Genomic DNA, 12,902 nt, shown 5'->3' with positions numbered 1-12,902 from the left:
TCAAAAAATGAGTGAAGTAAAAAACAAAAAGCAGTTGTCCCGTTGTATAAAATGGATTATAGATAGAGCCTTATCCCTATTATCGTTTTTCCTGCTGTCTCCTTTAATGCTAGTCATGATAATTGCTATCTACCTATGCATGGGTTATCCAATTTTCTTTGCACAACAAAGACCTGGGAAAGATGAGCAAATTTTTACTTTCTATAAATTCAGAACTATGAGTAATGAGCGGGATTCTGACGGCAACCTTCTTCCTGACGAGAAACGCCTGACAGCCATCGGCCAATTTCTTCGCCAGACCAGTCTCGACGAACTCCCCCAACTTTGGAATGTTTTAAAAGGGGATATGAGCTTTGTTGGCCCACGTCCCCTACTGGTAGCCTACTTAAATCGCTACAACAGCGAACAAGCCCGTCGCCATGAAGTCAAACCAGGGATTACTGGCTGGGCGCAGGTGAATGGACGGAATGCAATAAGCTGGGAAGAAAAGTTTAAACTAGATGTCTGGTATGTTGACAATTGGAGCCTCTGGCTAGACCTAAAAATTATATTTTTAACGGTTATTAAAGTATTCAAACGTGAAGGGATATCAGCAGCCAACCACGTCACTATGAGTGAGTTTCAAGGCAATCGTTCCTCAACAAAATAGAGGTTATACATATTGAACATCTATCTCTATGGTTGTGGCGGACACGCCAAAGTTATATTAGATATCCTGCTAAAACAACAAAGGTCTGTCACAGCATTTGTTGATGACAATCCTCCTGCTGGAATTGAGCAAATTCATGGAGTCCCTATTTACCTAGCTTCACAACTCCTACCCACTGTTTCGCTTCATAGTCAGTGGATTGTTTGTATTGGCAATAACCGCATTCGCCAAAAGATTGCTCAAAAACTAAACGATCGAGGTTTTTCTTTTACAACGGCTGTTCATCCTTCAGCTAAAATCGCTTTAGGCGTAGATATTGCTCCTGGTACTGTGGTAATGGCGAATGCTGTAATCAATACTGACACTAAGATTGGGCATCACGTTATTATTAATACTGGAGCTACAATTGACCACGATTGTATCATTGGTGATTACTGCCACATCGCCCCAGGCTGCTCTCTTTGCGGTCAAGTTCAGCTAGACAAGGGCGTATTCTTAGGAGTTGGTAGTAGTGTTTGCCCTTCGGTTGAAATCGAAGAACATACCACTTGTGGCGCTGGCTCCGTTGTTGTTAAATCTCTACCTTCTAATTGTTTAGCTTACGGCTGCCCAGCTAAAATTATCCAGAATAACTACTCACAGTAAGGGCAGATGCCTAAACAAATCCTACTCTCAACCCCACACATGGGTGACTCCGAACTCGAATTTGTCAAAGAAGCCTTTGACACCAACTGGATCGCCCCAGTCGGTCCCCATGTAGATGCCTTCGAGCAAGAATTTTGCCAAGTCGTCGGCACTTCCCACGCTGCTGCTCTCAGTTCTGGCACGGCTGCCCTGCATCTTGCCCTCCGACTGATTGGCATTGAACCTGGGGATGAAGTTTTTTGCTCTACCCTTACCTTTATTGCCACTGCCAGTCCGATTACCTACCTAGGCGCAAAACCTATTTTTATTGACAGCGATCGCACCTCCTGGAATATGAATCCAGACTTACTCCAAGAAGCCCTAGACCACCGGGCTAAAACGGGCAAACTCCCCAAAGCAGTGGTACTCGTCCATCTCTACGGACAAAGTGCTGACATTGACGCCATTCTAGAAATCTGCAACTACTATAATATCCCTCTCATCGAAGATGCCGCAGAAGCCCTCGGCGCAACCTATAAAGGACGATCTCCTGGAACGTTTGGCAAAATTGGCATCTATTCCTTCAACGGCAACAAAATCATCACCACCTCTGGCGGTGGGATGCTCGTTTCCGAAGCCCCCGACCTAGTTGCTAAAGCCCGTTTCCTAGCAACCCAAGCCCGCGACCCTGCCCCTCATTACCAACATTCAGAAATCGGCTATAACTATCGCCTCAGCAATGTTCTCGCTGGAATTGGTCGGGGTCAGTTGCAGGTTTTGAGAGACCGTGTAAATGCCAGACGCCATAACTTTGAAGTTTACCAACAGGCTTTAGGCAGATTACCCGGAATCGAGTTCATGCCGGAAGCTGCTTTTGGCAGATCAACTCGCTGGCTAACTTGTCTGACTATAGACCCAAAAGCATTTGGATGCGATCGCGAACAAGTCCGCCTAGCCCTCGCCGAACAGCAAATCGAAGCGCGTCCCGTTTGGAAACCCCTGCACCTACAACCCGTGTTTGCTGGATGTGAATGTATTGGGGGTGAAGTTGCAGAATACTTATTTGAAACTGGCTTATGCTTGCCCTCTGGCTCTAATTTAACGCCAGAAGAGCTAGAGCGAGTGATTGAGGTGGTTAAAGGATTGAAGAACTGAGAGCAAAGAGCGAGAAATTTGAGCCATTCCAACCCACGCGGCGGCGGCTTGGGCTCGATCGTCGCCAGCAAAGGCGATCGCATAAAAACTCCCCACTGGTCCTGGGGCTGCGTAAAATAAAATTAAAATATTGTCCCGCACAGATTTAAAAACAACTTGTGGCATCGAAATGAAATCAACATTAACCTTATACGATACAGACTATCAACTTTGGTTGGAACAAACGATCGCCCAGTTGCAAACCCACGATTTCAGCCATATCGACCTAGAGAATTTGATTGAAGAGATAAAAAGTTTGGGCAAAAGAGACAAACGGGCTATTTGTAGCTACCTCATGCGACTGTGCGAACACTTGCTCAAAGTCAAATATTGGGAACAAGAACGAGAAACTTGTATTCGAGGCTGGAGATTAGAGATTAGAAATTTTCGCTTGCAGATTCAACTCATCCTCAAAGATAGTCCCAGTCTCAAAAACTATCTCCAGGAAAACTTTATTCAGGAATATCAGAATGGGCGGAAACTATTTCTCGATGCCACAGGTTTCAATTCAGAGATCGTTCCTGAAGACCCTTGCTTCACTCTAGAGCAAGTTCTGGATGAAAATTGGCTACCGTAGGGCGGGCGAAGCATTCCGCCTGCTAGGTTCGCCAAAACCTTCTGGACATCTCCTACCTCCAGCAACCCCTCTGGTGGCTCATGGTTGCTGCCCTCCTGGGCTTCCTGTGGTGGAACTGGTCCCCCGCCAAAATCTTTATGGGGGATGTAGGCAGTACGATCCTCGGCGCAACAGTGGCCATTTCTCTCCTCAACGCAGACAACTCGATGCAAGCCTGGACAGCCCTCACCATCACCCTCCCCCTCAGCGCCGACGCCATCTATACCCTGGTTCGCCGCCTGATGCGCCGGGAAAACATCTTCAAAGCCCATCGGAGTCATTTGTATCAACGATTGCAGCAATCCGGGTGGACTCACGCCCAAGTTGCCAGCACCTATATTGGGGTGACGGTGTTCATTGCTCTGAATATTTTGGTTTGGGGTGCCCTGGGGGCTTGGATAGGGTTAGCCTTTGTAGTCGTGGGGATGGTCGCGGGAGAGGTTTATTTAAGCCGGGGTGTAGGGTGTAGGGTATATGGGAGTAGGGGCGAAGCCAGCGATCGATTCCTGCGTCTGCGATCGCATCAATCAACCACTACTCAACACATCGCAATATCAGTTTGAGAGAAATCAGCCCCTTTAAACAGCAGTGGCTCCCCTGTAGCCTTAGCCAGAGCATAAGCAAAGCAGTCCCCACAGTTTAGTCCCGCAGGATGCCGACCTTTGCCATAATTTCGCCAAGCTAAAGCGGCAAAATCCACCTGATTTTTGCTAATAAAATCCGCCCGTTCTGGTTCGTCAAACAAAATTGCGGCGATCGCCGATGTATCGATAACCATCAAGACGGCAAGCCAAACTCATCGTAACCGAGAATCTCGTCCATACTGCGGCGATCGCCATCTGGTAAAGCCGCACAGCGCAAAGAAATCTCAGTCAGATTCCGCTCAATAGAGCGAGACTTTGGCCGCTGGTGTTCGGCTCTGGCTTGAATTAATGCCCGTTCCACCGCCATCTTCACTGCTGCGGTCAGACTCAGCCCAGTCAGGTTGGCTAATTCCTTAGTCATTGCATGGACATCAGGGTCTTTAATGTTCATTCCCATTGCCAATACCAAGGTATAAAATTTCTACCATTATACCATATTGTCTTGACTGGTGTAAGATTCATCCAAAATATCCATACCTTTTGAGGGGAAATATACCAATATTTACCCGGAGCGTTAGAAGACTTAGAAAGCCTGATTATCTTAGGTCAATTAGAAAGAAAACCAGCAGATTAGCAGGAGGGTCAGAAACCGGGTTTCTTGACTAACGCTTGGTGTTAGGCAGAAACTTAGGGCAGAAACCCAGTTTTTCAAGTAGAACCCTCACCAAAGAGCGATCGCATATTATTCGAGGCCAAGGAAAGGTCATAGTTGCAACCGCCCTAACGGGCAAACCCTATTCAGCCAATCTCGCTTTAACAGAAACCAGTCTGAATGCATTGAGGTCAAAACATGGATGCGAACTTGAACAATGGTGGCAAAACCGATTCGGCTTCAACTTTGACTGCTTTACAGAGTCTGAAGCACGTTACTTGCTCAAAACCCCGACAATTGACCGAATCGGAAATAGAATTACTCAGGCAGAGCAAAGTTGAAATTGCCATGCGGGTTAGGGAGCTTTCTAAGTTAAGTAAAACGACATAGCTGGGAGGACGATGACTTCATATTGGCGATCGCTGGTTAAAGAAAGCGGTAGATCGATAACCAATTGACCATTGACAGGTTTGGTAATGATTCGCAGAGCTTCCATAGTCACCTCCGGACTCACCATCAACCTAGATTCTAGCACTAGAATGAAAACGTTCCGAGGCTGTGAAAATTAGAGAAGGTTTTCTCGCCCTCGACCTACACCAATTCCTCTGGTGGCTTCTCATTGCTGCCCTCCTGGGCTTCTTGTGGTGGAACTGGTCTCCCGCCAAAATCTTCATGGGCGATGTGGGCAGTACGGTTCTCTATACCCTCATCCGCCGCCTCATCCGTCGGGAAAACATCTTCAAAGGCCATCGGAGTCATTTATATCAACGATTGCAGCAGTCCGGTTGGACTCACGCCCAAGTTGCCAGTACGTATATTGGCTGTACTCTGCTGATTGCCTTGAGTATTCTGCTGTGGGGAGTAGTGGGGGCTTGGATTGGTTTAGCCCTAGCGGTGGTGGGGATCGTCGGGGCAGAGGTGTATTTGGGGAGGAGTATAGCAATCCACCCGTAGGGACACAGCAATGCTGTGTCTTCTGCTGCATCGAACAGAGGGATGGATGGGCGATCGCGCTCCCTCGGTAGGGTGTGTTAGGCTGGCAATTAATTTTAGGGAAAAACAATTAACCTTCGTTCCAGCCGTAACGCACCACTCGGCGCAACCATTGCGATCGCCCTCCTCAACGCCGACAATCCCATGCAAGCTTGGACAGCCCTAACCATCACCCTCCCCCTCACGGCTGACGCCATCTATACCCTCATCCGCCGCCTCATCCGTCGGGAAAACATCTTCAAAGGCCATCGGAGTCATTTATATCAACGATTGCAGCAGTCCGGTTGGACTCACGCCCAAGTTGCCAGTACCTATATTGGCTGTACTCTGCTGATTGCCTTGAGTATTCTGCTGTGGGGAGTAGTGGGGGCTTGGATAGGGTTAGCCCTTGTAGTTGTGGGGATGGTCGGGGGAGAGGTGTATTTGGGGAGGAGTGTAGCAATCCACCCGTAGGGACACAGCAATGCTGTGTCTTCTGCTGCATCGAACAGAGGGATGGATGGGCGATCGCGCTCCCTCGGTAGGGTGTGTTAGGCTGGCAATTAATTTTAGGGAAAAACAATTAACCTTCGTTCCAGCCGTAACGCACCACTCGGCGCAACCATTGCGATCGCCCTCCTCAACGCCGACAATCCCATGCAAGCTTGGACAGCCCTAACCATCACCCTCCCCCTCACGGCTGACGCCATCTATACCCTCATCCGCCGCCTCATCCGTCGGGAAAACATCTTCAAAGGCCATCGGAGTCATTTATATCAACGATTGCAGCAGTCCGGTTGGACTCACGCCCAAGTTGCCAGTACGTATATTGGCTGTACTCTGCTGATTGCCTTGAGTATTCTGCTGTGGGGAGTAGTGGGGGCTTGGATTGGTTTAGCCCTAGCGGTGGTGGGGATCGTCGGGGGAGAGGTGTATTTGAGGGGAGAACGGGAAACGGGTCAGAAATCTGCTTTTTAGACGTAAAGATTGGGGGTTTGGCTAGAATTCCGGCAAGAAAGCCGGTTTCTCAGGGGCTATTCAGTGGAGGTTGTTTGGCTAATGACAGTTGTGCGATTTCCTTGGGATGAATTTCCATCGGTATGGATTCATGCCCCAGAATTAGAAGTTAAAAAGCATTTTGCCTACCGTGCAGCCAAATCAGGAAACCCTGATGCTGCTTATCAGTTGGTGAATGAGATGCTGTCAGAACAAGTAGTAGAGCAGTTGGCATCTACATTTGAGCAAAACCGCCGCGCATCCTACGAATGTCAATCCCATGTTGCGTTTACGCTGTGCTTAACCTTTAGCCTCCAACCCACGAAAATCTAAGAACGCATTGCGGGACGACCCTGGACGCTCTGGGATATCCCCCAGCCAAGGAACTATTGAATTTCACTAGAGAACGCATCACGACTTTTGTCGAGTCATTGCCAAAATGCGATCCACCGTAAGCTCTAGACCTAGACCAAGATCGGGTAAAACATCTGCACCCGAATAAATAATTGGTAAATTCTCCCCTTCCCAAACCCAAATCTGCTGGCGTTGACAATCGATTAACCAAGCCAGTTGCGTCCCATTACTGAGACAGTGGAGAATCTTATTTTGTAAGTCTAAAGTCCCCTGGTCAGGAGAGCGAATTTCAATCAGCCAATCTGGAGCGCCATTGAATGGCTCATCCTCATCCGAAAGTCTTTCCTCAGCAATGACAGCAATATCGGGGACGGGGGAATAAGGTGGAATAATACAGCGTAATTCTTGAATGGCTTCAAACCCATCGGCGCGATTATTGATAGTATTGACCAGATTACGTTGCAAGCGTGAATGAAACAGAGTTGGCATAGGCTTTTGAACAACCCTCCCATCAATTAATTCCCATGCTGGAGAGGACTCAATATTCGATTGAGCCAAAAATTCTACCAAAGGAACGGTTGCGGTTGACTGTGACATAGACATCTCTACTAAAAGCAACTTGAGATAAGCTACCGTTGAGCTATGGTTTATTTTAAGCGATCGCAACGAAATCAATAGACATCTCCAAAAATCAGATCTAAAGTGTTGATATGGCTGGAGTAACGCGCAATTATTGGAGATGTCTAATGCAGCGTGAAAAACGATTCCCACACCCAAGCCGTTCTCAACCATTACCAGAAAGCTTTAACCTTTAACCCTTGCCAAAGAACTGCGCTACTTCACGGGTGAAACCCATTGGCAACAAGGGAAATTCCCACCGATTATCTGGATTATTTTCCACCCATCGAACATCCCACTTATCAAACCGGAGAAGCCACCCCCGGATACATCATTCAACCCCACCTCGCCCAATCTCTGCGCCACTGGTTTCCAGACATTAAAATCATTATCCTGCTGCGAAATCCCGTCCAACGCACCATCTCAGACTTTTATCAGCGCCAAAACATCAGCGACCCCACTTTTACCCAAACCCTTGACGGCGTAACCCACATTGATTTAGCCAAAGTTGATGTCATAGCCGACCAACTTTATACCGACCTAAAAACAGGGGTTAGCTGGCTGCAATGTTTGCTCAAACAACAGACCATTGTTCAAACTGACATTAGTTTAAACCTAGCTCGTAACCTTGCCTTTAGCCAGTATATCCGCTATTTTCCCCAGTGGTTCGAGCAGTTTCCCAGAGAACAGATTCTCGTCCTTCCCAGCGAAGACTTATTTCAGAATCCCCCCGCCACCCTGCAACAGATTTACACCTTTTTAGGACTGGAACATCACCGTTTACCGGAATATCGCAATCTTAATCCGCGACAGTATAACGCCATTAGCCCAGAGTTCAATCAACAGCTTACGGAATATTTCCGCCCCTATAACCAGCAACTCGAAGATTATCTCGGACAAAACTTCAACTGGTAGGGTGCGTTAGGCGCTGCTTTAAGCAACAATTCCAAGGTTTCGGTGCGTTACGCAGGAATGAAGGTTAAATGTTGGTATCCTCATTTTGTCTCCTGCTAACGCACCCTACCATATCTACCATAATCCTACTCTTCCTCATCAGTACGTTCACGAAGTGTTCCATAGGAATCGCTCTCCTCAGAATATTCTTCAACTTTTGCCAACCCAGTTGTTAAATCTGCCGCACTTACAAAATCTAACATTTCTAAACCCAATATATCTGACTGAGTGAGAGTGAGTTTTGGTTCTTAATAGATTGCTTTATTGTCAAATTGAGGCCAAGTCCTGCTCTAACAGGATTTTTGCAATTTTCACCATACTAGGTTCGGTAGAACCATCATAATTTGAGAAATGAGTTGATTTGAGACAAAAATCAACTTTTGAGAGGGGCGAACAGCAACTCAATCGCCTTATGGGTTATTTATACAAAAATACACTATACATAACGATCGCGGATTATATATATCGATCGCAGACGCCATCCTACTTCAATCCCCCGCAAAAGATCGCTATTTAGAATCAAACCGCCAAGGGGCCAGCTTTTGAGCCGTCTTTTCAGACCGTGAGTTGGGTAGTGCTGGGATTCGCGCGACCGGATTCTCTCAAAAAGCTCAAAACAAGTCCGGAGTTATCGGTCAATCGAGGAAGAAATAAAGCAGTTGCACCCTGACTTCCTCCTAGTCAGTTGGCTGGGAGGTTTTTTTATCAACAAAGAATATAGGGTCAATATTTCAATCGTTCGATGACTTTTGCTTTCTTGCTCTTTCAAGCGGTTGCATTGACCCTCGATCTCCACCTCCACCCAACGAGCAAGTGGGCTAATTTTTATTGGTCAGTGCATCGACGACGCGCATCGGGTAGGCGATCGATTTTTAGATCGGAACAAACATCGTCCTTCCCTTCAATCGCTCCTGTGTTTATTCGGGAGCAACTTTTGTTTTTTATCCTTACAACTGTTTGGATTAATGCCAAGACACACATGCTTGTTAAAGCCGATATTCTGTGAATTTAAGGGAGACTCGGCTATAGGCAGCCCGATTTTCTGGCGAACTATCCTGAAATTTCTCAGATTCCGTGTAAATAACAGTGGGTTTTTAAATTTTTGCGGTGGGTAAAACGCCCTGTGCATTGTTACGAAGCATTTTACCTGCGGGTTTCTGACGCGAGAAATCGGCAGTTCTAGGATCGGAGGATAAGGATATGTCTGCCAACAACTCCCATATCAAACGCTTACTGGCAACGAAACAATGTCAGGGAGGCGACCTTAGAGATGCCCATCTGACTCGGGTCAATCTGAGTGGGGCGGATTTGAGTGGGGCTAAATTAATGTTTGCCAATCTCAACGGAACCAATCTCGCCGGGGCTAACTTAAGTGGTGCGGATCTCAGTTTTGCGAACTTGGTCGCCACGGACTTAGGAAATAGCGATCTAAGCGGGATTGATGGGAAAGGTGTCAATCTTTTAGATGCCAAACTCCATCACGCCGACTTGGGAGGTGCGGATTTGGTGTTTGCGAGCTTAGTCAATACTCATTTAGAAGAAGCCAATTTAAGCGGGGCTTCTCTGGAAGGGGCGAATTTAATCGGTGCTGAATTAACTGGGGCGAATTTGAGTGGTGCGAATCTGGCGGGGACTAATCTCGGTCACGCTCAAATGATCGGAGCGAATTTGTCCAATGCGGATTTGAGTGATGCTCGTTTGGTCGAAGCGGATTTAAGCGATGCTAATTTGAGTGGCGTGAGCTTGAGAAATGCCAATTTATTAAATGCTAACTTAAATGGAGCCAATTTAAGTGGCGCGGATTTAAGTGGTGCTAATTTAGCTCAGGCAAAACTGGAAGGGGCGATCGGTTTGTATCAAGAACACGGCCCGGGAATGCGATCGCCAGAACCGAGTCCCCCACCAAAACAACATGCAAATATGTCTTACGTAAGTTTTCTGAATTCTTCACATTCTTCTCATTCATCCAGCAATCATTTCGATTTACCCCGTCCTGGATTGCCTTCGTGAACGACCCACGCTGATTCAAACAATACAACTCCGACAATAATCCAATAAATTGCCTGTAAGGGAACTTATGGGTCTTAGATCTAGGCGATCGGCGCTATCCTAGTTCCTAAGATTTATAGAAACTACAGGTTGTCCAAAAAACTTGTATGGATCTACCTTGGTTTTTGCTATTTCGGGTTCGGTCAGGGAGGAGAGTTATAGCATGTTTGGGGAGTCCGTGCATCCCAACGCTCCATTGAAAATTGTTGAGGGGGATTGATTACTCCCCAAACCCCTCAAAACGTCAAAATTTTTACGAATTTTATAATTATCGGCAATCTAGCCATCCTCAATTTGGTGATAACCATTATTGCTGGGTGGCTGGATTGCCGTTTGTACGGAAATTACAGGTTACGTGGGTGGATTGGGAAAGGCAACAACTGCACAAGCGATAGGGTTCAATAAAAAACCTAGGGGAAAAACCCCTAGGCTAGCCGGAAATACGAGCAGGAAAGATACCAGTAACAGGAGTAAGGAACACTGAGCTACTAGCGAGTAAAATCACTCGGGAAAATTCCTGTCGCCAAATCCAATGGGTAAAGGAGAAAAGTCAAGTGGAAAGGGTTTTTCGGGAGGATATTCCCGAAGGAGGCGATCGCCTCCCCTACAATGTTAAAGGGAGTCAAGTAAAAAAGCGTTGCACGGTCACCGACATTCGTCAGGGTAGTAAGCAGGAGATAATGACTACAGGTATTCCCTTGAGAAAATCGATTTCTCGGGCAACGCCCCGGTGAAGGAAGGAAATCTTACAGTTATTGAACGTAAAATTATATTAACGCAAGCCTACCATAAAGAAAAGTAACGGCTTTTGATAGTTATAATAAGTTTTAGTTTATAGATTTTTGGGTAAAGGAGAAAGGGTTTTGAAGCAGGCAACACTGCATCAGCTTAAAGTGTTTGAAGCTGCAGCCCGACATGGGAGTTTTACTCGTGCCGCAGAAGAGCTGTTTCTGACGCAACCGTCCGTTTCGATGCAAGTCAAACAGCTCGGTAAAGCGGTGGGAATGCCCCTGTTCGAGCAAGTCGGCAAGAAGTTATATCTGACGGAAGCGGGACAAGAATTACTCGTAACCTGTCGGGATGTATTCGAGCGTTTGGCTCAATTTGAAATGACCGTTGCCGATCTCAAAGGCATGAAACAAGGTCAATTGCGCTTGAGCGCGATCACGACGGCAAAATATGTGATTCCGCGCTTACTCGGGCCGTTTTGCCAGCGTTATCCCGGGGTCGAAGTTTCCCTCAACGTGATGAATCACGAAGGACTTCTCGATCGCCTCAATCAAAACTTGGACGATCTTTACATCCTGAGCAATCCGCCTGAAAGTAAGGATATCAGTTGTCAGCCCTTCTTGGAAAATCCGTTGGTGGTTCTGGCGCCGACCAATCACCCCCTCGCCAAGGAGAAAAATATCCCGATCGAACGGCTGAACGGGGAACCGTTTATCATGCGCGAACCGGGTTCGGGAACGCGCAGTGCGGTTCAAGAGTTATTCGATCAAAAAGAAGTCGATGTCAGAGTGCGTCTCGATCTCGGCAGTAACGAAGCGATCAAACAGGCGATCGCCGGAGGCTTCGGCATTTCGGTTCTCTCGCGCCATACCCTGGCCCTGGAAGGGTCGATGAAGCGCCTGACTATTCTCGACGTCCAACACTTCCCGATTCGCCGCTACTGGCACGTTATTTATCCGGCGGGCAAACAATTGTCCGTGGTGGCGCAAACCTTTTTCGATTATTTGCTCAATGAAGGTCGCAAAGTCGCGCAGGAGACCGCCGACTTTAAAATCACCGATTGAACGATTTCGCCATGACGGCGATCGCGCGGCTTAGAATCCTCGGGGGTTAAACGAGGGGAGATCGGCGTTATTTGAGGGGGGTGACCAATTGCAGCAATATACCGGAAATTCCGAGCTTTCAACCGAATTGAAAAGCCCCCATCTGGGGGCTTTTGTACGCATTTGTGCGCCTTAACTAGAAACTTCGGCCATTTCGATGGTCCGTCCTTCGATATCTTTGACCAAAAAGTTGAGCGGTTTTTCCCGACGAATCTTGTATTTGACGCCCAAAGCTTGTACGCGCAATAAAATCGCTTCTAAGCCGTCGCGATCGAATCCGACGTGACGCTGTCGATTTTTGTGGCCCAAACTCGCTCCTGAAATGATGTGAAGCTGGGTATTCTTCTTGAGGGTGTACCACAGTCCGTCAGATCCGCCCAATCCCTGGGTGGTCGGGGCGCCGAGACTGGCGGAAGAGAGGTAGAGTGGATCGATGCCTGCCCCCCCTAATGTTTGTTCGTAGTTGTAGTAATAGTGCAAGGGGACGTCCGCCGCAGGCAACTCTAGCATCCCTTCGTAAAACTGACGGGCAATTTCTAAGTCGGACACCATAATCGTGTAGACTTTGGGCGCGCTGGTCAAAAACATCCACATTGCTACGGCATAAGCTGCCAGCAGCATAATCATGATCCCCTGAGTCGAAAACAAACTATCGAGGGGAAACGCCGCTACAATTGCGCTTGAGGTCAAACTAAAACTAACGGTTAGATCCATGTATTTATCAGAGGGGAAAGCAAAGCTAGAATTTAGCAATCAAAATATTGCGGTTGAGCGATCGCCGAAAACTCGTTAAAGCTCGAAGCAATTT

The 12,902-nt window shown here is 47.3% G+C and carries 18 protein-coding genes; 13 read left to right on the top strand and 5 right to left on the bottom strand.

Annotated elements, in window-relative coordinates; all coding sequences use genetic code 11:
• Nucleotides 1–7: 7 nt before the first annotated feature.
• The 5 genes from HCG48_RS01140 to HCG48_RS01120 all read left to right on the top strand — a co-directional run bounded on the left by HCG48_RS01140 (nucleotide 8) and on the right by HCG48_RS01120 (nucleotide 3,646).
• Nucleotides 8–649, top strand: coding sequence for a sugar transferase (locus HCG48_RS01140; protein WP_168567515.1), 642 nt, complete (start codon nucleotides 8–10; stop codon nucleotides 647–649).
• Between the two features lie 12 nt (nucleotides 650–661).
• The gene (locus tag HCG48_RS01135) at nucleotides 662–1,294 is read left to right on the top strand and encodes an acetyltransferase (protein ID WP_168567514.1); all 633 of its coding nucleotides are present in this window, start codon (nucleotides 662–664) and stop codon (nucleotides 1,292–1,294) included.
• Nucleotides 1,295–1,333: 39 nt separating this feature from the next.
• Nucleotides 1,334–2,428 (top strand): aminotransferase class I/II-fold pyridoxal phosphate-dependent enzyme, encoded by a 1,095-nt coding sequence (locus HCG48_RS01130; protein WP_281362066.1) that lies wholly within the window; start codon nucleotides 1,334–1,336, stop codon nucleotides 2,426–2,428.
• A 169-nt stretch (nucleotides 2,429–2,597) separates the two neighbouring features.
• Entirely contained in the window at nucleotides 2,598–3,044 is a 447-nt protein-coding gene (locus tag HCG48_RS01125; protein ID WP_168567512.1) for a DUF29 domain-containing protein, read from the top strand.
• 80 nt (nucleotides 3,045–3,124) lie between these two features.
• Entirely contained in the window at nucleotides 3,125–3,646 is a 522-nt protein-coding gene (locus tag HCG48_RS01120) for an MraY family glycosyltransferase (RefSeq protein ID WP_168567511.1), read from the top strand.
• Here HCG48_RS01120 and HCG48_RS01115 read toward each other — a convergent pair.
• From HCG48_RS01115 to HCG48_RS26365, 3 genes are all read right to left on the bottom strand, one after another.
• A complete protein-coding gene (locus tag HCG48_RS01115; protein WP_320415765.1) occupies nucleotides 3,622–3,864 on the bottom strand; it encodes a type II toxin-antitoxin system VapC family toxin in 243 nt (80 codons plus the stop codon). The two genes, HCG48_RS01120 and HCG48_RS01115, sit on opposite strands and share 25 nt — an antisense overlap.
• On the bottom strand, nucleotides 3,861–4,118 hold the full coding sequence (locus tag HCG48_RS01110) for a type II toxin-antitoxin system VapB family antitoxin (protein WP_168567510.1): 258 nt from the start codon (nucleotides 4,116–4,118) through the stop codon (nucleotides 3,861–3,863). The genes HCG48_RS01115 and HCG48_RS01110 overlap by 4 nt, the downstream gene beginning before the upstream one ends.
• Nucleotides 4,119–4,686: 568 nt before the next feature.
• Nucleotides 4,687–4,815 (bottom strand): hypothetical protein, encoded by a 129-nt coding sequence (locus HCG48_RS26365; protein ID WP_281362065.1) that lies wholly within the window; start codon nucleotides 4,813–4,815, stop codon nucleotides 4,687–4,689.
• Between the two features lie 62 nt (nucleotides 4,816–4,877).
• Between HCG48_RS26365 and HCG48_RS01100 the strand changes: the two genes are divergently transcribed.
• The 4 genes from HCG48_RS01100 to HCG48_RS01085 all read left to right on the top strand — a co-directional run bounded on the left by HCG48_RS01100 (nucleotide 4,878) and on the right by HCG48_RS01085 (nucleotide 6,620).
• Nucleotides 4,878–5,273, top strand: a complete 396-nt coding sequence (locus HCG48_RS01100) for an MraY family glycosyltransferase (protein ID WP_320415764.1) — start codon at nucleotides 4,878–4,880, stop codon at nucleotides 5,271–5,273.
• A gap of 183 nt (nucleotides 5,274–5,456) precedes the next feature.
• Nucleotides 5,457–5,765 carry a hypothetical protein gene (locus tag HCG48_RS01095; RefSeq protein ID WP_210437140.1) on the top strand — a complete coding sequence of 103 codons (309 nt, stop codon included), beginning with the start codon at nucleotides 5,457–5,459 and terminating at the stop codon, nucleotides 5,763–5,765.
• 183 nt (nucleotides 5,766–5,948) lie between these two features.
• Nucleotides 5,949–6,269 (top strand): hypothetical protein, encoded by a 321-nt coding sequence (locus tag HCG48_RS01090; protein WP_210437139.1) that lies wholly within the window; start codon nucleotides 5,949–5,951, stop codon nucleotides 6,267–6,269.
• Between the two features lie 81 nt (nucleotides 6,270–6,350).
• Nucleotides 6,351–6,620: a hypothetical protein gene (locus HCG48_RS01085; protein WP_246259816.1), complete on the top strand. Its 270-nt coding sequence runs from the start codon at nucleotides 6,351–6,353 to the stop codon at nucleotides 6,618–6,620.
• Nucleotides 6,621–6,698: 78 nt separating this feature from the next.
• Here HCG48_RS01085 and HCG48_RS01080 read toward each other — a convergent pair whose 3' ends face one another.
• Complete coding sequence (locus HCG48_RS01080) at nucleotides 6,699–7,238, bottom strand: Uma2 family endonuclease (RefSeq protein WP_168567509.1); 540 nt, start codon at nucleotides 7,236–7,238, stop codon at nucleotides 6,699–6,701.
• 258 nt (nucleotides 7,239–7,496) lie between these two features.
• Here HCG48_RS01080 and HCG48_RS01075 point away from each other — a divergent pair, with 258 nt between their 5' ends.
• The 4 genes from HCG48_RS01075 (at nucleotide 7,497) to HCG48_RS01060 (ending at nucleotide 12,055) form a co-directional block, all read left to right on the top strand.
• The gene (locus HCG48_RS01075; RefSeq protein ID WP_246259815.1) at nucleotides 7,497–8,174 is read left to right on the top strand and encodes a sulfotransferase domain-containing protein; all 678 of its coding nucleotides are present in this window, start codon (nucleotides 7,497–7,499) and stop codon (nucleotides 8,172–8,174) included.
• Between the two features lie 1,239 nt (nucleotides 8,175–9,413).
• On the top strand, nucleotides 9,414–10,223 hold the full coding sequence (locus tag HCG48_RS01070; RefSeq protein ID WP_168567508.1) for a pentapeptide repeat-containing protein: 810 nt from the start codon (nucleotides 9,414–9,416) through the stop codon (nucleotides 10,221–10,223).
• 593 nt (nucleotides 10,224–10,816) lie between these two features.
• Nucleotides 10,817–10,996: a hypothetical protein gene (locus HCG48_RS01065; protein WP_168567507.1), complete on the top strand. Its 180-nt coding sequence runs from the start codon at nucleotides 10,817–10,819 to the stop codon at nucleotides 10,994–10,996.
• Between the two features lie 129 nt (nucleotides 10,997–11,125).
• A complete protein-coding gene (locus HCG48_RS01060; protein ID WP_168567506.1) occupies nucleotides 11,126–12,055 on the top strand; it encodes a LysR family transcriptional regulator in 930 nt (309 codons plus the stop codon).
• 171 nt (nucleotides 12,056–12,226) lie between these two features.
• Here HCG48_RS01060 and HCG48_RS01055 read toward each other — a convergent pair whose 3' ends face one another.
• On the bottom strand, nucleotides 12,227–12,808 hold the full coding sequence (locus HCG48_RS01055) for a VOC family protein (protein ID WP_168567505.1): 582 nt from the start codon (nucleotides 12,806–12,808) through the stop codon (nucleotides 12,227–12,229).
• Nucleotides 12,809–12,902 lie beyond the last annotated feature (94 nt).

The organism is Oxynema aestuarii AP17, from assembly GCF_012295525.1.
In the GTDB taxonomy this organism is placed as follows: Bacteria; Cyanobacteriota; Cyanobacteriia; order Cyanobacteriales; family Laspinemataceae; genus Oxynema; species Oxynema aestuarii.
Note: the sequence above shows the minus strand (reverse complement) of the source record. Positions and strands in the feature narration are given on the sequence as shown.